Below are 20773 nucleotides of genomic sequence, written 5' to 3' on the forward strand. Positions count from 1 at the left end.
CTCATATTATGTTTCAGAAAATTACTCTCATCGCCCTTACTATAGCTTTTGTTTCCTGTCAGAAAAAAGAAACTGTCGAAAAAGACAAAATCAAAAAAGCAGACTGGCTTATCGGAAACTGGGAAAACACTTCTCCAGATGGTGTTTTAACTGAAAACTGGCAAAAACTAAACGATAGTACTTTTAGCGCTGCATCTTATTTTATAAAAGGAAAGGACACTTTACATTTTGAAAGTATTGTTCTGGCACAATTAGGGGAAACACTAACATACAAAGCAACCGTAAAAGGGCAAAATGAAGACAAACCGGTTTCGTTTCCATCTACTTTAGAATCAGATAAACAATTGGTTTTTGAAAATCCGAAACACGATTATCCTCAAAAAATTACCTATACAAAAGGTCCAAATAATACTTTAACGGCGGAGATTTCAGGGAATTTGAATGGAAAACCAAGTTCGGAGAAGTTTGTAATGACGAAGAAATAAACTAATAAATGGTTCGTTCCTACGGAACTTCGAAATCTGTCACAAATTGATTTCAACGGATTAAAATCCGTTGCTACAATATGATCCATTCCTTCGGAATTTAAAAAGGAACTATCGGTTTGATCAATTTTATAAGGCTGGATTTTTATACGTTTTTTTACGAAATCTCCAGAATATCAAAAGAACCATTAGTTCGAATAATTTTATAGAGCCCGATTTTAATTGGGTTATTGTAAAATTATACGCAATAGTAAAGAACCGTAGGTTCGAATAATTCTATAGGGCCGGATTTTAATCCGGTTAATGTAAAATTACACACAACAATAAAGAACCGTAGGTTCGATCGATTTTGTAATTAGAATTAATTTTGTAAATATTAAATTACTTGTCCATGAACATAATTAAAGAACATGTTCAAAATGTATCATTCGTACGGAATTATTAACCTTTGCCTATTAGTGCCTTCAAGGCAAAAAACGAATCAAAAAAAACCTTAGAACCTCAGCACCTCAACATCTTAGCAACTTAAAAAAAAAACTCACTCATTCTCCCCGATCTTATTGACCATAAAAATCATCAGTACACCTAAAAGCGCCATAATCAAAAACGCCCATTTCATACTCAGATATTCAGAGATAAAACCCACCATTGGCGGAACCAATAAAAATCCCAAATAACCAATTGTAGATATAGAAGTTAGTGCAGATCCGCTGCTCATATTTGATGATCTTCCGGCAATACTAAACACTAACGGAACCACACAGGAAACCCCAAATCCGATTAAAACGTAACCAAAAATAGTAGGATAAACATACGGTAACAAGAAACAAATACCAAAACCTACCGTAATCAAAATTCCGCTATAGAGCAGGATTTTTTTAGTTCCAAATTTCATTACGCCATAATCTCCAAATATACGTCCTAGAGTTACTGCTGTTGCAAAAAACACAAATGCAGCACTCGTCATCTTTGGGGAAGCTTTTAGTATGTTTTCAAAGTAAATACCACTCCAATCGTACATCGTGTTTTCGCAAGCCATAGAGACAAAGCAAATCAGGGCAAACTTAACCAGATTTTTTTCCGGCATCGAGAAAAACTTCTTTTTAACCGGCACAGGCTCATTATGAATGCTCATTGGATAAAAACAAGCTGTTAGCGCCAGCATAAAAACACTTACACCCAGTAAATGTTGTGATGGCGCAATATGTTGTGTAACCATAACGTAACCCAAACCTGCTCCAGCAAAAACAGCAATACTCCAAACTGCATGAAAACGTGTTATAATAGATTTTGGGTATAATTTCTGAACCTCCAGAGATTGTGCATTGATAGATAAATTAAAAATATTACGCGATGCACCAAAAAACAAAAGTATCACCACCAACTGCCATACAAAAGCTGCCAAACCCGGCAAAGACAAAGCAATATTAAACATTACCGCCCCCAATAACATGATATAACGGCTGCTGTATTTGTTTAATAACTTTCCTGTAAAAGGCATAGTTAACATTAAACCAATTGGAAATGCAAATAATACCGCTCCAAACTCGGCTTCAGATAAATGTAATTGCGCCTGTATGTGTGGAATTCGGGAAACCCAGGAAGAATACCCAAAACCGGAAAGAAAAAAGAAAACGGTATTGGCGATACGATATCCTTTGGGTGTATGCTGAAACTTTTTTAAGAAGGGTAAAATCATGAAGTCATTTTTCTGAATTGCAAAATTAGGGCTTTTTTTAGTGGAAGAATCCCGCTTTATCCTTTTTTCACAAAAACTTGGTTTTCTCTTTAATTTAAGACAAAATCAGTCTTTTTATTAGTGTTTAAAAAAAGTAAATCAATCCAAAATAGATCTGCCGAAATAATATTTGTTAAAGAAAATACTATTTTGCACTTTCTTTGTTTTTAATTATTCTAAATAAAAGTTATGTTTGTATAAAATATCATCTAATAATTTTAAATTCTAATATATTATGAAATCAAAAACTTTTAAGTTAATAACATTTGCTTTTTTGATGCTTTTTACTGCGCCACAAATCTTTGCCCACGCGCTTTGGATTGATACAAAAGCAACCGGAACAAAAGGAAAAGCACAGGAAATTTCAGTTTATTTTGGAGAGTTTTCTGAAAATGACATTACAAAAGCCGACAAATGGTTTTCTGATTTAAAAGATTTTTCATTGGTTGTAATTTCTCCTTCAAAGAAAGAGACCAAACTTACTGCAAAAGCTTTAGACAATAAATATCAGGCCTTTTTTACACCGGATGAAGACGGAGTTTATACTATTGTAATGCATCATACTGTACGTGATGTTTATGGCACAATGAAATTAGATTACAATTCGAGTGCTACTGTAGTTGTCGGGAATAAAACGGCAGGGAATTATGCTACTGCAAATAAAAATCAAATTGGTTTGTTTTCTGAAAATGCTGATGTAGCAAAAAAGAATGAAAAAATATCCGGATTTGCACTCTATGAAGGAGCATCTGCTAAAAAGACCAAAATTAAAGTCATTGCCCCAAATGGATGGGAAAAAGAATTATGGACAAACGATAAAGGAGAATTTTCTTTTACTCCAATCTGGTCAGGAAATTATATGGTTGAATATGCTCATACAGATAAATCTGCAGGAGAACACAATGGCAAAAAATACGATGAAATCTGGAAAATGGCCACTTACCAAATTACAGTAAAATAAAAATTCTTATTTAAAAAAAAGCGTAGTCTTTATAAAACCTTGCCTTAAAACAAGGTTTTTTTATATCAAAAATAAAGCACTTTGAATATTATCTTTATTTAGAATGAATATAAAACTCAAAGAACAAACACAAATTCTTAAGCAAATCTTAAGACAAAATTAATTAAATTTTAAGTGAGAAAATACCTTTATAAATTTTGTTAAACCCTTTGTGAGCACTTATATTTGCAAAAAACTTATTTTTATTAAATCTAAATAAATAACATGAGAAATAGTTTACTACTTGCTTTGTCTTTTATAAGCTTTGCAACTTATAGTCAAGACTATACAAGTGCTGACAATACCACAACTCTTAATGACACGGTAAAAAATAAAAAAGGAGAAATCCTAAACGAAGTAATTGTTACTAAGACTAAAGAGCCTAAACCAGTAACCGCAGTGCGCTCAGGTTTAAAACCAATGGATAACCCTCAATCTATTCAGGTTATTGGTTCAGAAGTTATCGAGCAACAACAGGCTATTAGATTAAGTGAAGTATTAAAAAATGCTAATGGTGTCTATGTGGGTTCTGCGCGTGGTGGTGCTCAGGAATCATTTTTCTCAAGAGGATATGATATGTCTGCCAACAATATGTTTAAAAATGGGTTCCGCTATAATTCAGGCTCTATTCCCGATGTTTCAGGTTTAGACAAAGTAGAGTTTCTTAAAGGAAGTTCCGCTTTATTGTTTGGAAACGTAGCTCCGGGAGGTATTTTAAATTTGGTAACAAAAACTCCATCTTTTACGAGCGGTGGTGAGATCTCAATGCAAATGGGAAGCTATGCTTATTACAAACCTGCATTTGATTTTTATGGCCCTCTTTCTAAATCTATTGCATTTAGAATTAATGGTTCTTATGAGAATTCAGAAAGCTTCAGAGATGTTGTAAAAAACGAACGTTTATATGTAAACCCATCTTTACTTTTCATCGTTAACCCAAGAACACAAATTACAGTTCAGGGAGATTACTTAACTGCAGACTGGACACCTGATTTTGGAACAGGGATCATCGGAAAAGAAATTTTAGATTTACCTCGTAATGCTTTTTTTGGATCGCTTTGGTCAAACGGTACTACTAAATCTTCAAGTGCATCGGTATTATTAAATCACGATTTTAATAAAAACTGGAAACTTAATTTCAATAGTTCTTATCAAACATACAATAGAACACAAAAATCTACTGCTCAACTATCAGGTTTAGATGACACCAAAATATATCCAACTCCAGGTTACTGGAACAGAGGATTAACCCAAGGGAAGAACTTAGAGCAAATTTTAGGAGATCAATTAAGCTTACAAGGAAACTTTAATACCGGATCTGTAAAACATCAAATTTTCACAGGTGTAGATTGGGAAAACTCATTTGCAACTGCTTATACATATGCTTTTAGCGAAGAAAAAGTAAAAGTAAACGGTAAGTATGATCCTAGTCTTTATGACACGATTTATCTTTATGATTTTGATCCTTCAACACAAAGAAATGATATTCCAAATGCAAGAGCAACACAAATAGGAAAAACTGAAACCAATCGTTTTGGAGTTTATTTTCAGGACTTAATTTCAGTTACAGATAAATTTAAAGTACTTGCCGGAATTCGTTGGTCATGGCAAGAAGCTGAAGTAACAACTTATAAAGAAACTTCTACTGGAGCAGGAAATCCTGAAAAGGCAGTACCAACTGTTACACCAAAGCGTTTAGACAATGCGTTTTCTCCTAAAGTTGGATTAGTATATCAGCCTTTAAAAGACATGTCATTATTTGCTAGTTATTCTAGTTCATTTACACCAAATACAGGAACAACAATTGACTTGCAACCATTGGAAGCTTCTATTATTGATCAATACGAGGCCGGAATCAAAAAAGATTTCTGGAATGGTGCTTTAAGTACAAATGTAACAGTTTACCAAATTACAAATAGCAATTTAGCGCAAACTGCAGAATTTCTGGCAGATGGGACCACTTTAAATACAGATACAACCAAAAAGACTTTGGGTGGTGGAACAAAAAGTAAAGGAGTTGAAATTGATATTACTGCAAAACCTGTTGAAGGATTAAGCATCATTGGAGGTTACAGCTACAACGATATGCGTTACACTAATACATCTGGGACTAACGGAAGTTTTGTTGAAGGAGACCGTGTAGCGAGAACACCAGTAAATACAGCTAATTTAAGTTTCTTCTATACTTTACCTTCAGGAGTTTTAAAAGGACTTTCTTTTGGAGCAATCGGAAACTATATTGGAGATCGTTTAGGCGGATGGAATGATGATTACTTATGGACAGAAAACAAACCTACAACTAATCCAAAAACGTATACTGTAACTATCAGAGATCGTGATATTCCGTTAGAAGGTTATGTAACAATTGATGCCTCTGTTGGATATACGTGGAGAAAATTCTCTATTCTTTGTAAATTATCAAACATTACAAACGAATTAAACTATACAGTTCACGAAAATTATAGTGTGAACCCAATCGCGCCACGTCAGGTTATGACAAGTTTGCGATATAAATTCTAAACTTTTGAATTAGTTTATAATCCATCAAAGCTTTTCTTTATTTTCATTTCAAAAATTCAAAAAAGCTTTGATTGTTAAATTTCAATCCAAAACCTCATTTTATCTAAAATGAGGTTTTTTCTTTTACAAAAAAATCTATCTCATTTATAATTACTTTTGAGGGAGTAATTCATTTTCAAAAACTAAAAATAAACCATGTCAAATTCTGCCAAAAACCAATTAACGAAAAGTCTGGGCTTCAGTTTTAATATTGCTGTCTTAATTGGAGGAACAATTGGAGTCGGAATATTAAGAACACCAGGAACTATTGCAGAAATGCTCCATAATTACTGGCTTATTATTGCGTCATGGCTTTTTGGTGGTTTGTATGTTTTGCTGGGTGCCAATTCCTACTCAGAATTAGCTACAATGTTACCTAAAGCGGGAGGATCTTACAATTATATCAAAAGAGCTTTAGGAGATTATGCAGGATTTTTATCTGGTTGGTATGATTATATTGTCAATGCCATTCCGCCTGCATTTTACTGCATCGTAATTAGTGAATATACTATTATTTTATTTCCTGATCTTTCCCCTTATTCGACTGTAATATCAATTTCTTTATTAGCAGCATTTGTATTACTGCATTTAAGCGGCGTAAAAAACGGAAGTATTATTCAGCAAATTACCAGCTTCTTAAAAGTGATTTGTTTCGTGGCATTGGTAGTGGCCTGCTTTATGTATTCTGGTGCCGATGTACCAAAAATTAAAACGGATAGTTCTGTCTTTCAAATCGGGATTATATTTGGATTCTTTAAATCTTTACAACTTATTATCGGAACTTATAATGGATGGAACGGCGTTTGCTTTTTTGCTGAAGAAAATGAAGATCCTGGTAAAAACATTCCGAAATCCTTGTACAGTGGTGTTTTATTGGTTATCGCTATTTATGTTTTGGTAAATGCAGCCTTTTTTCACGTGTTGCCAATTGAGACAATAGCAAAATCAAATCTTGCTGCTGCAGATGTTGCAAAAATTCTCTTTGGAGAAAATGGAGCTAAAATCGTAACCGTGATTTCTATTTTCTCTTTAATTAGTATCCTGAATGCTTTTATGATGATTCCGCCAAGAATTCTTTACGGATTAAGTCGTGACGGATTTTTTATCGAAAAAGGAACTACTGTAAATAAAGGCGGAACACCAATTGTTGCGCTTTTGATTTCATCGCTTTTTAGTCTGTTTTTGATTTGTATTGGTTCTTTTGAAGTCTTGTTTTCATTCGCTGCTTTTATCTCAATCATTGTTTGGGGACTTGCCTATTATTCTCTTTTAAAACTAAGAACCAAAGAACCGGATTTACCCAGACCTTATCGCTCTTTTTGGTATCCCTGGACCACAATATTTGCCATAATTGCTTCTATCGCATTGTTAATGGGGTTTATATACAGCGATCCTAAAAGTTTTATAATCATTGCAGGAATTACAATGATTTCTTATCCCTTGTTTTTGACTTTAAGAAAAAGAAAGTAAACTACTCATTTTAAATAGTCTCGAATTTTATTTTAAAACCTTTCGCAGTAAAATAATTTGTGATCCCGATAGCTATCGGGAGTGGCGGAAAAAAATCTTAACTCAGAATTTTCTCCTGACACACTGTTGTCACTTTATGTGATTTAATTTGTCTTATAAAACAAAAAAAATGAGCAAACTAGATTTAACAAAAACGGATAAAACATATTACAACGCAAAAGCTAACCCGGAAATACTTTATATCGAAAAAACGAATTATATATCAATTACAGGTACGGGAAATCCTTCGGGAAAGATTTTTCAGAAAACATTCAGGCTTTGTATACCACGGCTTATGTGATTAAATTTATGCTTAAAGCACTAAATAATGATTTTGTGGTTCCAAAACTGGAAGCTTTATGGAGTTTTGATAATGAAAAATATGCATCTGTTTCGATGGATGAAGCTCCATTAAAGATACCCCGAAACGAGTGGAATTACAGAATCATGATTAGAATGCCGGATTTTGTAACTAAAGAGCAAACTAAGGGAGCCATAGATATTGCTGTCAACAAAAAACAAAATGAATTAGCCCAAAAAATTGAATTCTACGAAATGACAGAAGGCAAAGTCATTCAGATTCTTCATATTGGACCTTTTGATAATGAACCGCAAACACTGAAAAAAATTCTGAAGTTTAGTACTGAAAATAATTTACAGCAAAACGGATTGCACCATGAAATTTATTTATCAGACTTTCGAAAAACAGCTCCCGATAAATTAAAAACTATACTGAGAGAGCCTGTAAAATAAAAACCCGACAGATTTTAAAAACCTGTCGGGTTTGATTTATAAATTAAACGAGAAACTGATTCTTATTTCAAACCAGCTAAACTTTGCTCGATTGTAGCAATTTTTGCTAAAGCATCTGCTTGTTTTTGTTTTTCTATGTTCAAGACTTTTTCCGGAGCTCCGTTTACGAATTTCTCGTTTGATAGTTTTGCTTCAACAGATTTCAGGAATCCTTTTGTGTAATTTAATTCTTCTGTCAGTTTTTTAATTTCAGCTTCTACATCAATATTTCCTCCAGAAACAGGAATAAAATATTCATTAGATTTTACGCGGAAAGATAAAGCGCCATCAACCTTTTCAGCAACATATTCGAATGCAGAAATATTCCCTAATTTGGTTATAACCGAATCAAAATAAGTAGAGAATTTTTCGCTGTTTATTGCTTTTAATTCAATACTGTCTTTCATTGCGATATTCTTTTCTTTACGAATTGTTCTAATTCCTGAAATTACTTCAAGGGAATTTTCAAAATCAGCAATTAATTTTGCATCAAAAGGTTTTAATTCCGGCCAGGTTGAAACAATTAGAGCCTCTTCTGGTGTTCTATCTCCAATTAAGTGCCAAATTTCCTCCGTTAAGAAAGGCATAAATGGATGAAGTAATTTTAGATTGCTTTCCAGCATTTCGATCGCTTTTGCGAAAGTTATACTGTCAATTGGCTGCTGATACGCCGGTTTGATCATTTCTAAAAACAAAGAACAGAAATCATCCCAAACCAATTTATAAATTGCCATAAGTGAATCTGAAATTCTGTACTTCTCAAAATTATCTTCAATATCAACTAAAGTTTGCTGCAACTTAGCTTCGTACCATTCAATCGCTACTTTTGAAGATTCCGGCTGTGGAATAGTTTCAGAAACTTCCCAACCTTTGATTAACTTCAAAGCATTCCAGATTTTGTTTGAGAATGCTTTTCCCTGATTACATAATTCCTCATCAAACATAATATCGTTTCCTGCAGAAGCGCTCAGAAGCAATCCTACACGAACACCATCTGCACCAAAAGCATCAATTAAGTCTAAAGGATCAGGAGAATTTCCTAATGATTTAGACATTTTACGACGTTGTTTATCACGAACTAAACCTGTTAAATATACATTTGTAAATGGTTTTTCGCCTGCATATTCATAACCTGCAATGATCATTCTGGCAACCCAGAAAAATAAAATATCCGGACCAGTTACCAAGTCATTTGTTGGATAATAATACTTGTAATCTGCACTTTCAGGATCCATAATTCCACCAAAAACTGACATCGGCCATAACCAGGATGAAAACCAAGTATCTAATGCATCAACATCTTGCTTAAGGTTGTCGGTTGTTAATTGTTGGTTGTTGGTTCTTTCTTTAGCTAAAGCTAATGCATCTTCAATATTTTCTGCAACTACAAAATCTTCTTTTCCGTCTCCATAATAGTAAGCCGGAATTTGTTGTCCCCACCATAACTGACGGGAAATATTCCAGTCGCGAATATTGTTTAACCAATGCGCATAAGTGTTTTCAAAACGCTTTGGGTGCAATTTAATATCTCCTGTTTCTAAAACTGATTTAATTGCCGGTTTAACAAGATCTTCCATTTTCAGGAACCATTGATCTGATAATCTTGGCTCGATTACCGCTTTGGTTCTTTCAGAAGTTCCTACTTTATTTAAATGGATTTCAGTTTTAGCCAAAGCTCCAATTTCTTCTAATTCTTTTGCAATTTCAGTACGAACTACAAAACGATCTTTTCCCTGATAATGCAATCCGAAGCTGTTTAATGTAGCATCTTCATTAAAAATATCAACGATTTCAAGATTGTGTTTTTCTCCTAACGTTTTATCGTTCATATCGTGCGCAGGCGTTACTTTCAAACATCCTGTTCCGAATTCTACATCTACATATTCATCTTCGATAATCGGAATTACACGACCACAAATAGGAACGATAGCTTTTTTACCTTTTAAATGAGTAAAACGTTCGTCGTTTGGATTGATACAAATTGCCGTGTCTCCAAAAATAGTTTCCGGACGTGTTGTGGCAATGGTCAAAAATTCCTCGGTTCCTTCAATTTTATATTTTAAGAAAAATAATTTTCCTTGTTGTTCTTCGTAAATAACTTCTTCATCAGACAAAGTTGTTTTTGCTTCAGGATCCCAGTTTACCATTCGGTAACCTCTGTAAATCAATCCTTTATTGTATAAATCAACAAACGATTTAATTACAGATGCAGACATATCAGGATCCATAGTAAATTTGGTACGTTCCCAATCGCATGAAGCACCTAATTTCTTCAGTTGCTCCAAGATTGTTCCACCATATTTATCTGTCCATTCCCAGGCATGTTTTAGGAATTCTTCGCGAGTTAAGTCATTTTTATTGATTCCCTCAGCTTTTAATTTTGCTACAACTTTTGCTTCTGTAGCAATAGAGGCATGATCCGTTCCCGGAACCCAGCAAGCGTTGAATCCTTTAAGACGCGCTCTACGAATTAAAACATCCTGAATGGTGTTATTCAGCATATGCCCCATATGAAGGACTCCAGTGACGTTTGGCGGCGGAATTACAATAGTATACGGCGTTCTATGATCTGGTTCTGAATGAAAATAATTATTTTTCATCCAGTAATCATACCATTTATTCTCAATCGTCTTAGCGTCAAATTGTGCTGGAATTGTCATTTAAATAGGTTGTTTAATCGTTGAATTTGTTTAACTGTTTAATCGTCATGTAATTTACCCTTTTAATTGTTTTTCTGTCTAATAACATTCTTTATAAAATCAATCAAAACGATTAAACAAATAAACCATTAAACAGTTAAACAAAAAATTGGTTCAATTTTTGTAATTATAACTGACAGCAAAAGTAAATAATTAAAGACAGTATAAAAAGCGAATTAATAATTTGTGTGTTAATTAAAAGAATGTATATTTACTTACAATTTAAAATAATTTCAAATGAAAAATGTTGCCTCTTTTCTTGCAATCGTATTGTTTAGTGCAATAGGTTATGCTCAAAATGGTCCAAAAATTGAATTTGCAGCCCCAGACAATACTATTGATTATGGAAAAATTTCGAAAAGTGATAATGGGGTCCGCTCCTTTGAGTTTACAAATACCGGAGACGCTCCTCTATTAATTACAGGTGCAGAATCTACAGCAAGTTCTATTGTTGTCACTAAACCAGGTGCAGCAATTGAGCCGGGTAAAAAAGGAAAAATCGATGTGAAATATAATATGGTCGCAGGACCTATTCGTAAAACAATTACTGTAGAAACAAACGCAGTAAATTATCCTGACGGAAGAGTCGCTCTTAAAATTAAGGGTGAAGTTCAATAAGAATTAAAAACCTAAAATAACAAAAGCCGTTTCTACATTTAGAAACGGCTTTTTATTTTTACTAAGAAACATCTTGCTTCTCAAATCTTTCTCCTATTTCTTCTCAGCACATTCAACTGAATCAAATTTATATTTTACACGTTCAAAATCAATTGGCTTATCTTTTACTAAATAAGTGACTCCCATTGTCGTTTGCATGGTTCCGTTACCCAAAATAAGCTGATTATTTCGTTTTAGAAATGCCATCGGATTTTTGAATTTTTTGCTTTTGCTGGTTTCATCAACAAAAGTGTAGTCTGCAAATAACGTATCACCATGAAATTCACCAGCAATTTCACCAGTTCTCACTGTTGTTGGCGCCACTTTCATAATCATATTTCCGCTTAGCTTACCATTTTTTAAGGTATTCACTGTCAAATCTATAGTATCCTTTTCATAAATTGCTTTAAAACACTGTACACTTACTATTTTTTCTCCTTCAGCTTTTGCAGCTTCAGCTTCTTTCTGCTTTTCATCATTTTTACAACTTTGGAATCCGATACAGGTCAAAAGCAAGCAAGATAAGGCTAGATTTTTCATAATTATTTTTATTTCGTTGTTATATTATAAAATTAGATAAAAAAGTTTTCCTGCAAAAATGTAATTCAAAATTTCAGGTTAATCCTCTATAATTTTTTGATCACAAATTCAGATCTTCTGTTCAATTCATGTTCTTCCTCAGTACAAGAAGTATCTGTTTTACATTTTACAATTGGCATTGATTCTCCGTAACCTTTTGCCGTTATACGTTTTGCATTAATTCCCGACTGAATTATAAATTCTCTTGTTGAGTCTGCCCTTTTTTGAGATAAATCAGCATTAAATTGCGCGTTTCCTCTAGTATCCGTATGCGACCCAACTTCGATAACCATATCCGGATATTTATTCATCAAAGCTACTACCCTGCCCAAAACTACTTTCGATTCTTTACGAATGTACCACATATTATAATCAAAGTAAATTGGATCTGTCTTGATAATTAAACGTCCCTTATCTTTTACAACATCTTTTTCCTGAGCAATAATCTGATTTTCTTTGTCTTTTTTCTTCACCTCGGCAGCAGCAATTTCATCGGCTTTGGCTTTTTTAGCTGCTTCATTTAAGGCAATAATTGCCAATGCCTCTTTTTTCTTCTTTTCTTCTTCTAAAATAAGTTCCTGCTTTCTTTTATTCTCAGCAAGCTGTTTTTCTTCTAGTTTTATTGCTTCTAAAGATTTTAGTGCCAATGAACCATCGTTACTCACATTTCTGGTTGTCCCGCTAGTAACACTTTTTGATTCGTTGGTATATTTTTCTTTAAAAGCAACCACTATATATGAGCTCTCACAGTCAACAGTAAAACTAAATTTTCCGTCTGCCGCAGTGGTTATAGTATTTAATGTTTTTTTATCAGCATTCTGCAGCATTACTGTAGCATTCTCCAGAGCTAGATTTGTGTTGATATCTGTAATTGTACCGGCAATAAACTGTCTACAATCTTCTACGATTAACTCCTTAATTTCTTTAAATTGATAAATATCGTCTCCCCCTTTTCCGCCTTCTCTGTTTGAGGCAAAATATCCCTCTTTTGTATTTGAATCAACATTAAATGAAAAATCATCTGCATTTGAATTTAAAGGTAAACCAACATTTACAGGTTCTGAATATTCATTTCCTTTAATTTCTGAAACAAAAACATCCAGAGATCCATACCCCAAATGTCCATCTGAAGAAAAATAAAGTTTATCGTCATTTGCAACGAAAGGAAACTGCTCTCTTTTATCCGTATTAATTACCGAACCTAAATTTCGTGGGGTATCAAACGCACCTTTATTGATATTTACAGCGTAAATATCAAAAGAGCCTAGAGATCCCGGCATATCTGAAGCAAAATATAATACTTTTTCGTCGGGACTTAAAGCCGGATGTTCTGTTGAATAATCAGCACTATTAAATGGAAGCGAGGTAATATTAGTCCATTTCCCTTCGATCAATTCTGCTTTAAAAATCTGAAGATTTGAAATTTTCTTGTCATTTATTTTTCTTCTTCCGTTTTTGGAATTGTTACGGGTAAAATAAACTGTTTTACCATCTTTTGTAAAAACAGCATTGGCTTCGTGCATACTTGTTTTTAATTCCTCTGCAAAATAGTTAATGGTAGCATCTGCCTTGTTTATATCCTGAATTGGCACTGAAACCAGGTTTAAATAGGTTTCATTATCCCATTTAAATTTTTTATCAAACATCCCTGGTTTTAGTTTAACTCCGGCAAAAACAAGATTACCTTTAAACGGTATAGCTCCAAACTCTGAATTAGGGGTATTAATTGTCAGATTTTTAATTTCAAAACGATTGCCAATCGCCGAAACATTTTCGAGTTCTTTTAATTTATTTTGAAAATAAACCGAGTCTTTACTACTGGTCGATGTGGCATAATATTGTTTTAAAACATTGTTTGCATCTAAATAACTATTTGTTGCTTTTAAGGTCTGAGCATATTTAAAATAATAATCACGATCTAAATCTTTATTATAATTTTGGAGCAGAAGCCTGTAATAACGTTGGGCCTTTACGGGATTATTGGTGTAATAATACGAATCGGCAAGGTTTTTTATCACTTCCTGTGAAGGTTTTTCTTCTGCTAATTTTTCATATAAAACAATTGCTTCTGCATAATATGTTTTATCAAAGAAACGCTTGGCCCTGGCCACGTCTTTATCCTGTGCATTTACAAACTGTATTGAAAATACGAATACAATAACGAGTAGTTTTTTCATATTTTTCATTTTAAAAGAATCTTGGTGATTTATCAAATCCTTTTCCTAATAAATCTAAATCAAAAAGAAGCAATATTTCATGCGTACCGGAATTAAACTGACCTAAATTGGAAAGTGTATAATCGTAAGCATAACCTACTCTTAAAGAGGGTGTCACATTAAAATTAAATAAAGCACTTACAGAATCATCTATTCTATAGGCAGCACCAAATTCAAACTTTTCATTGTATAAAACATTTGCTGTTAAGTCTATAGAAACCGGAGCAGCTTTTACGAATCTGGTCATAAATGCCGGTTTTAATTTTAACATGTCATTAATTTGAAAAACATATCCTCCGGTAAAAAACATATGAATTTCTTCAGATCCAAATGCATTTACACCCGATTTTTCTTCGATGTATTTTGATTTCAATAAATTAGGCGCAGAAAAACCTACATATAAATTATCTCTAAAATAATACGCGCCTACTCCAATATTCGGTTTTGTTGCATTTATATTTTCTGAAAAAGCAAAATCGGTAGCGGGATCACTAAAACGAAATCCGTTAAAATTCGTTTGCATAGATGAAAATCCGGCTTTAAGCCCCAGGGAAAGTTTATTTTTTCCGCCTAAGTCTAACACATAAGCAAAATCAGCATATACATTATTCTCTTTTTTAACACCATCTCCAATATCATCAGAAATAAAGGACAAACCAACTTCGACTTTTTCTGATAAAGCAGTATGTCCGAAAAATGTAAAAGTTTTTGGTGCTCCTACCGAACCAACCCACTGTGTTCTGTACAATCCTCCAAAATTCATCATAGCAGGAGTTCCTGTTGCATATGCAGGATTTACAACGCTCATATTATACATATAATGGGTATACTCCGGATCTTGCTGTGCCGATACAGTTGTTATATAAGAGAGAAAAGTTATAAAATATATTATTTTTTTCATTTGAATAGTTTTAAAATGGTGCAAAAAAGGAATTATCGATTTAAATAAAGACGCCCTTGTTTAGGAGGCTTGTTGTCTTTATTAAAATTGAGAATATAAAAATATACTCCATTTGGCGCTATTCCGTGGGCAAATCCTTCTGTTTCCCAGTTTGTTCCATCCCAGCTCGCTTTATCTTTATAACCTTTATACATTCGGTTTCCGTATCTGTTGAAAATTTCAATTCCATAATCCGGATATAAAAACTCAATGTCCGGAATTACGAAAGTGTCATTTACACCATCTCCGTTAGGAGAAAAACCATCCGGCACAAAGAAATCATTTGGTACATTATCACAGGCCGTTAAGGAAACGATGACTTTTGTACCCTCATACGAAAGACAGTCTTCTGAATCAAATGCATAATATTCTCCTTTATCTTTTAGAGCAGTTGTTGGAGGCAGTAAATTACCATTGACAGGGGCATCGTACCAAACTACAGTAAGTGGCACATTTGTTTTATTGGATAAATCTGAAAGTGTAGGACTATTTAATCCACAAAAATCAGCTGCTTCGTTCAATATTGGCGCAGGTGTATCGTTTATAGTTACTGTGATAGCGGTGGCATTAGATGTACATCCGGATACAGTCTGTCTAACATAATAATTTTCACTTTTCAAAAGGTAATTATTATCCAGCGGAGTTGTTGATGCATCAGAAATATACCATTTATATTGAGCTCCGTTAGGTAATAAGTTTGCGATAGTAGCTTTATCTGATTTACAAAAAGGCTGATTATCTGCTGCAGGCGCATCAGGAATCGGATTTAATAAAAAAGCATCTGAAGGGCCGCTAACATCAATAGAACAGCCGGTTATATTATTTTTTACATTTCTGACTGTAGCCGTTGTAGATCCGGTATTGATAAGCAACTCTGCCGGAATGATAAAATTAGCATTCCCATTTGTACTGGTTAAAACAACCGTTTGCACCGTTGCAGTATTTCTTCCGGAAAGTGTATATGATAATGTCACATCGGTTAAAGTTCCTAAGCCGGTAACCACAGCTGCAACGGGAGATCCAAAACAAACATCGGCAATTTGTATCCTTAAATTGGCAGTATTTGGCAAAGGATTTATTATTATTTTACCTTTTAAATCGGCACTATTTACGCATCGCGATATTACATGTGTAATTGCCGTAATATCTATTACTGATGTTCCGCTTTTAGAATTTAAAATCTCCGGAATAGTAAAAACTCCTTTACCATTTTCAAAAATAATTCTGGCAACCTGAGAATCTGCTGTGTTAGCTCCGGACAAACTATAAATGATATCATAAGTTCCGTCTGCAAGTTTTAAAGCATTAGAAATTTCAACCAGTCCTTCTTCATTTTGACAAGTTTTTGCATCTGTAATTTTTGCGCCTTCTAAATTTGGAATCGGATAAATGATCAAATCATCCTGCAAATTATCTATTATATTGGTGCAGGCTTTCGTACTATTTTCACCAATAATACTTAATATGGTAACTGTAAAACTTCCTACCTGCTGAAAATAATCTGATTTTATTGGAAACAGCAGAACTCCATTTGTAAAATTTGCCGTTACTACCTCAGTTGCTGCTTTTGGTCCTGAAACACTAAACGTTACATTATAGGTTCCGCTAGGAATAGCTGCATTTCCTCTTGTAAGTCTGGCAGAATATTTAGCCGTTGGAATTTCTGTTTCACAAATATCTGAAGTTATCTGCAGTACCGCACCGGTAAAATCGAGCTTCCTTTCCAGTCTGATTCTTATTGTTGACTGTGCCGTTGAGCAAATTGGCCTATCCGGTAAAACAGTATAAACAAAGTAAAAATCGCCTTCTCCAAATTTATCATAGATCTTTTTCAGGTCTACAAAATGATCCGAACCGGAAGTTAACTCTCCCGTATTTTTAAGATCACGCCACGTTCCGCCACTATCTTCACCTGTTAAAGAGTTATTTAAATCATAATTTGTATAACCAGCCAAACCATCAGTACCACATAAAAAAAGGTTAACAGGGGTTCCTGATTGTGGCGCTCTAAAAACAGTCAGGATTACTGTTGATGATACTGCCGGGCAAGATCCCTCTGCTCCTATTGTATAAGTATACTGGTAAGTGCCCTGTAAATTTTTAACATTGACAACAGAAGCAACATTTTGGTTGGTAGTATCATTATGCCATTGTCCATTTGATTGAGGCCCCAAAAACTCACCGCTAAAGGCCTGAAAAAGATTGAATTCCTCTACTGAACTACATACTGATACACTAGGAGAAGGAACTCCCGTATATCCGCCTACAGTAACTGCTATAGTAGCTGTATTATCTGTACAGCCTGGTATATTAGAAACTGTATATGTGTAATGGTAAGTGCCACTTGCTCTAATGAGATGCACATTTAAAATACCTGTATTTTCATTTAAACCGGCTGAATCATCATCATCTGTCCAGACTCCTCCGGCAACTGGAGATCCAGCTAACTTCGAGAACAAATTTATCGTCTGATTGGCTGGATTTGAAACATCACACACAGAAAAAGCATTATCATCTCCTGCACATTGTGAGTAAATTGTATTTGGAATTAAGAATAAAACAATAAAAAACAGAATGCTATGCAAGAAATTAATGTAATTTTTGACCATGAAATATTATTTTTAAACTTAAATATAATGAATAGCACTGTTAAAAGAAAAATTAACATCTAGTTTTTTGGAATTTTCATTCAAAATTAAAAATAATACTGATAATAAAGATTTTAATTAAAAAATCTTACACATTTTTAATTTTACAGTTCATCTTCAAGCTTAAATCTAAATTTTAAAATCAAACTATTTCGTTCAACTTCGAGTGTAATCCAGGTATCATTTTCGGACTTTAAAAGATTGTTTATTTGCTGAAGAGTGTACTTATACGGAATGGCATTATTTATACTCACAATAATATCACCTTGTTTGAGTCCACATTTTTCTGCTGCAGAATTTTTACGAATATTTACGATTTCATAAACGGGTTTCAAGGAAAACTTATATCTGAAATTGTCATCTTTCTTATTGTCAAGTTCCCTGGCTGTTGTGGCAACTTGCACTGTTTCTAAATGAACTGTTTCCTGAACCCACTGCAAACCATTATGTTGTATTGTAATACCACTTTTATTGTATGTAAAAGGCTCCGAGAATTTACTGTTCTTTTTTAAATAAAGTTTTTGCTCTGTATAATCTAAGACCAGAGTAAATCTTTTTAAGATCTCACCTCCTACAGAACCAATTCGGCCGGGAACCATTTTTACATTTCTAACAGATGTTGAGTCCGGAAACGAAACTATCGGATTTTTAAAATCAAATTCATCAATTGAAAATTTTGCAATTTTTGCCCGATGCCCTTCGATATCACCACTAAAACCTTTGCCTAAAAAGTCCGGAAAATTCTTTTTAGGCAATTTTATCTTTTTATTTTCAAAAATCCAAAACGCATCGCTGTTACCAATATCAATCAGCAATTTTGCATCAACAGCCGCACTGTCAACAATAGCTGTTGCATTTATATATGGCTTTGATCTTTCAATAGTAATCGGTACAGCTCTAAATTTCCGATTAAGTGTCTCCTTAATTGATTTATTATCCTGATAAATAGAGATCTTTTTCTTGAGATAATTTATTTCTACCAAATTATGTTTGAAAAACTTATATCCAATTATGCCATTTACTGGAATTCCGATATGTGAAGACAAATTGAATCCCTGATCTAAAATAATATACAATAAATGATTTTCAGATTTTAATCCATGGGTCTCTAATACATTGTTTGTAGACTTAAGTCCTTCAATTTCTTGCTCACTTCCAAGTCCGCGTAATTTTATCTTTTCAACATTTTTAAAACTTACTTCCTGCTTCTCTTCCATACTAAACAAAATCGTTTCTTCGACTCCTGAGTCCAGCAAGAAATTTAATTCAACCCCATTTACATTAATTGGAATAAAAATGAGGTTATTAATCAATTTAAACGGAATTGTAACCTTATTACTATGGCTTGCGATCATAAAATCATCTTGCGCATAATTAGAAAAAGATGTTAAAAGTCCAAAAAACAGTATGAAATATTTTTTCATTGATAAATTTTTAATATAAAATTAGTAAAAATATTCATATTTGTTACATTTTCATAACACCTGATAATGTATACGTTAAATTGGAAAAAAAAATGCAAATTTGCACTTCAATAATTTAATCTCATGCCAACAATTTCAAGCAAAGGCAGAAACATGCCCGAATCACCGATACGCAAGCTTGCTCCTTACGCAGATTTAGCAAAGCAAAAAGGACACAAAGTGTATCACTTAAACATTGGTCAACCGGATATCAAGACACCCGAAGTGGCCATCGAGGCGGTAAAAAATATTGATTTAACGATTATAGAATACAGTCCATCTGCAGGATATGAAAGTTATAGACAAAAATTAGCAAAATTTTACCAGCGCCAAAATGTAAACGTTAACTCAGAAGACATCATTATTACAACTGGTGGTTCTGAAGCCTTATTGTTTGCACTGGCCACAATCACAGATCCGGGAGACGAAATCATCATTCCGGAACCTTTTTATGCTAATTATCATGCATTTGCTTCTTCTACAAGCGCAACAGTAGTTCCGGTAATTTCGACTATCGAAACAGCTTTTGCTTTGCCTAGTATTGAGGAAGTTGAAAAACTAATCACACCAAAGACAAAAGCAATTTTAATCTGCAATCCTGGTAATCCGACTGGTTATTTATACTCAGAGTCTGAGATTAAGCAATTAGCAGGTCTAATCAAAAAATACGATTTATATTTAATCGCTGATGAAGTTTATCGCGAGTTTTTATATGACGGAGATGATGTACATTATTCTGTGATGAATCTTGAAGATGTACAACAAAATGTCATCATGGTCGATTCAGTTTCAAAACGTTACAGTATGTGTGGCGCAAGAATTGGCTGTTTGGTTACTAAAAATAAAGACGTACTGGCAACTGTAATGAAATTTGCTCAGGCACGTTTAAGTCCGCCAACAATCGAACAGATCGCTTGTGAAGCTGCAATAGATACACCACAGAGTTACTTTGATGAAGTAATTTCAGAATATAAAGAACGTCGCGACACTCTAATTTCAGAATTAAATAAAATTGAAGGCGTAATCGTAACTAAACCAAAAGGTGCTTTTTATTGCATTGCTCAATTACCAATTGACAATTCAGAAGATTTTGCACAATGGCTATTAGAAAGCTACGATCTTAACGGAGAAACAGTTATGGTTGCTCCTGCTGCAGGTTTTTATTCTACACCAGAAATGGGTTTAAATCAGGTAAGAATAGCTTATGTCTTAAATAAAAAAGATTTAATTACTGCTGTAAATATATTAAAAGAAGCTCTTTTAGTTTATAATAAACGATAAGAAAAGCACTTTAATTTATTCATAAAAAAACTGCTTTAGCATGGTGCTAAAGCAGTTTTTTTTTATTATTCACATATATTTAAAAGTTAAATCCTATAAAAAAATTATTAAACATGACATTTTTGTAATATTTTAGCTATAAATAAATTGATATGATGTTTAAATTGTTAATATTCTATTTCACTTCTCTATCCTTTTTACACATTT

At 33.5% G+C, this 20773-nt stretch carries 14 protein-coding genes; 7 read left to right on the plus strand and 7 right to left on the minus strand.

Going from position 1 to position 20773, the window contains the following annotated elements; translation table 11 throughout:
• The first annotated feature begins 8 nt into the window (after window positions 1-8).
• Complete coding sequence (locus OLM51_RS16630) at window positions 9-485, plus strand: DUF6265 family protein (RefSeq protein WP_264551719.1); 477 nt, start codon at window positions 9-11, stop codon at window positions 483-485.
• Between the two features lie 538 nt (window positions 486-1023).
• Here the strand turns inward: OLM51_RS16630 and OLM51_RS16635 are convergent.
• Window positions 1024-2184 carry an MFS transporter gene (locus OLM51_RS16635; protein WP_264551720.1) on the minus strand — a complete coding sequence of 387 codons (1161 nt, stop codon included), beginning with the start codon at window positions 2182-2184 and terminating at the stop codon, window positions 1024-1026.
• Between the two features lie 274 nt (window positions 2185-2458).
• On the opposite strand from OLM51_RS16635, the gene OLM51_RS16640 reads away from it, so the two are divergent.
• From OLM51_RS16640 to OLM51_RS16655, 4 genes are all read left to right on the plus strand, one after another.
• Window positions 2459-3184, plus strand: a complete 726-nt coding sequence (locus OLM51_RS16640; protein ID WP_264551721.1) for a DUF4198 domain-containing protein — start codon at window positions 2459-2461, stop codon at window positions 3182-3184.
• A 264-nt stretch (window positions 3185-3448) separates the two neighbouring features.
• Complete coding sequence (locus tag OLM51_RS16645; RefSeq protein WP_264551722.1) at window positions 3449-5743, plus strand: TonB-dependent siderophore receptor; 2295 nt, start codon at window positions 3449-3451, stop codon at window positions 5741-5743.
• 195 nt (window positions 5744-5938) lie between these two features.
• Window positions 5939-7252, plus strand: a complete 1314-nt coding sequence (locus OLM51_RS16650) for an APC family permease (RefSeq protein ID WP_264551723.1) — start codon at window positions 5939-5941, stop codon at window positions 7250-7252.
• Window positions 7253-7600: 348 nt separating this feature from the next.
• Window positions 7601-8044, plus strand: a complete 444-nt coding sequence (locus tag OLM51_RS16655; protein ID WP_264551724.1) for a GyrI-like domain-containing protein — start codon at window positions 7601-7603, stop codon at window positions 8042-8044.
• Window positions 8045-8106: 62 nt separating this feature from the next.
• Here OLM51_RS16655 and OLM51_RS16660 read toward each other — a convergent pair whose 3' ends face one another.
• The gene (locus OLM51_RS16660) at window positions 8107-10743 is read right to left on the minus strand and encodes a valine--tRNA ligase (RefSeq protein ID WP_264551725.1); all 2637 of its coding nucleotides are present in this window, start codon (window positions 10741-10743) and stop codon (window positions 8107-8109) included.
• A 276-nt stretch (window positions 10744-11019) separates the two neighbouring features.
• Between OLM51_RS16660 and OLM51_RS16665 the strand changes: the two genes are divergently transcribed.
• On the plus strand, window positions 11020-11400 hold the full coding sequence (locus OLM51_RS16665; RefSeq protein WP_264551726.1) for a DUF1573 domain-containing protein: 381 nt from the start codon (window positions 11020-11022) through the stop codon (window positions 11398-11400).
• Between the two features lie 93 nt (window positions 11401-11493).
• On the opposite strand, the gene OLM51_RS16670 is transcribed toward OLM51_RS16665, so the two are convergent.
• The 5 genes from OLM51_RS16670 to OLM51_RS16690 all read right to left on the minus strand — a co-directional run bounded on the left by OLM51_RS16670 (window position 11494) and on the right by OLM51_RS16690 (window position 19246).
• The gene (locus OLM51_RS16670; protein ID WP_264551727.1) at window positions 11494-11979 is read right to left on the minus strand and encodes a hypothetical protein; all 486 of its coding nucleotides are present in this window, start codon (window positions 11977-11979) and stop codon (window positions 11494-11496) included.
• A gap of 86 nt (window positions 11980-12065) precedes the next feature.
• Window positions 12066-14195 (minus strand): OmpA family protein, encoded by a 2130-nt coding sequence (locus tag OLM51_RS16675; protein ID WP_264551728.1) that lies wholly within the window; start codon window positions 14193-14195, stop codon window positions 12066-12068.
• Between the two features lie 10 nt (window positions 14196-14205).
• Window positions 14206-15135 (minus strand): type IX secretion system membrane protein PorP/SprF, encoded by a 930-nt coding sequence (locus tag OLM51_RS16680; RefSeq protein ID WP_264551729.1) that lies wholly within the window; start codon window positions 15133-15135, stop codon window positions 14206-14208.
• Window positions 15136-15167: 32 nt separating this feature from the next.
• Window positions 15168-17783 carry a gliding motility-associated C-terminal domain-containing protein gene (locus tag OLM51_RS16685; RefSeq protein ID WP_264551730.1) on the minus strand — a complete coding sequence of 872 codons (2616 nt, stop codon included), beginning with the start codon at window positions 17781-17783 and terminating at the stop codon, window positions 15168-15170.
• A 143-nt stretch (window positions 17784-17926) separates the two neighbouring features.
• Entirely contained in the window at window positions 17927-19246 is a 1320-nt protein-coding gene (locus OLM51_RS16690) for a PDZ domain-containing protein (protein ID WP_264551731.1), read from the minus strand.
• Between the two features lie 123 nt (window positions 19247-19369).
• Between OLM51_RS16690 and OLM51_RS16695 the strand changes: the two genes are divergently transcribed.
• Entirely contained in the window at window positions 19370-20566 is a 1197-nt protein-coding gene (locus tag OLM51_RS16695; protein ID WP_264551732.1) for a pyridoxal phosphate-dependent aminotransferase, read from the plus strand.
• The last annotated feature ends 207 nt before the right edge of the window (window positions 20567-20773 follow it).

Origin of the sequence: Flavobacterium sp. N2038 (assembly GCF_025947185.1) — a bacterium.
Classification (GTDB): domain Bacteria; phylum Bacteroidota; class Bacteroidia; order Flavobacteriales; family Flavobacteriaceae; genus Flavobacterium.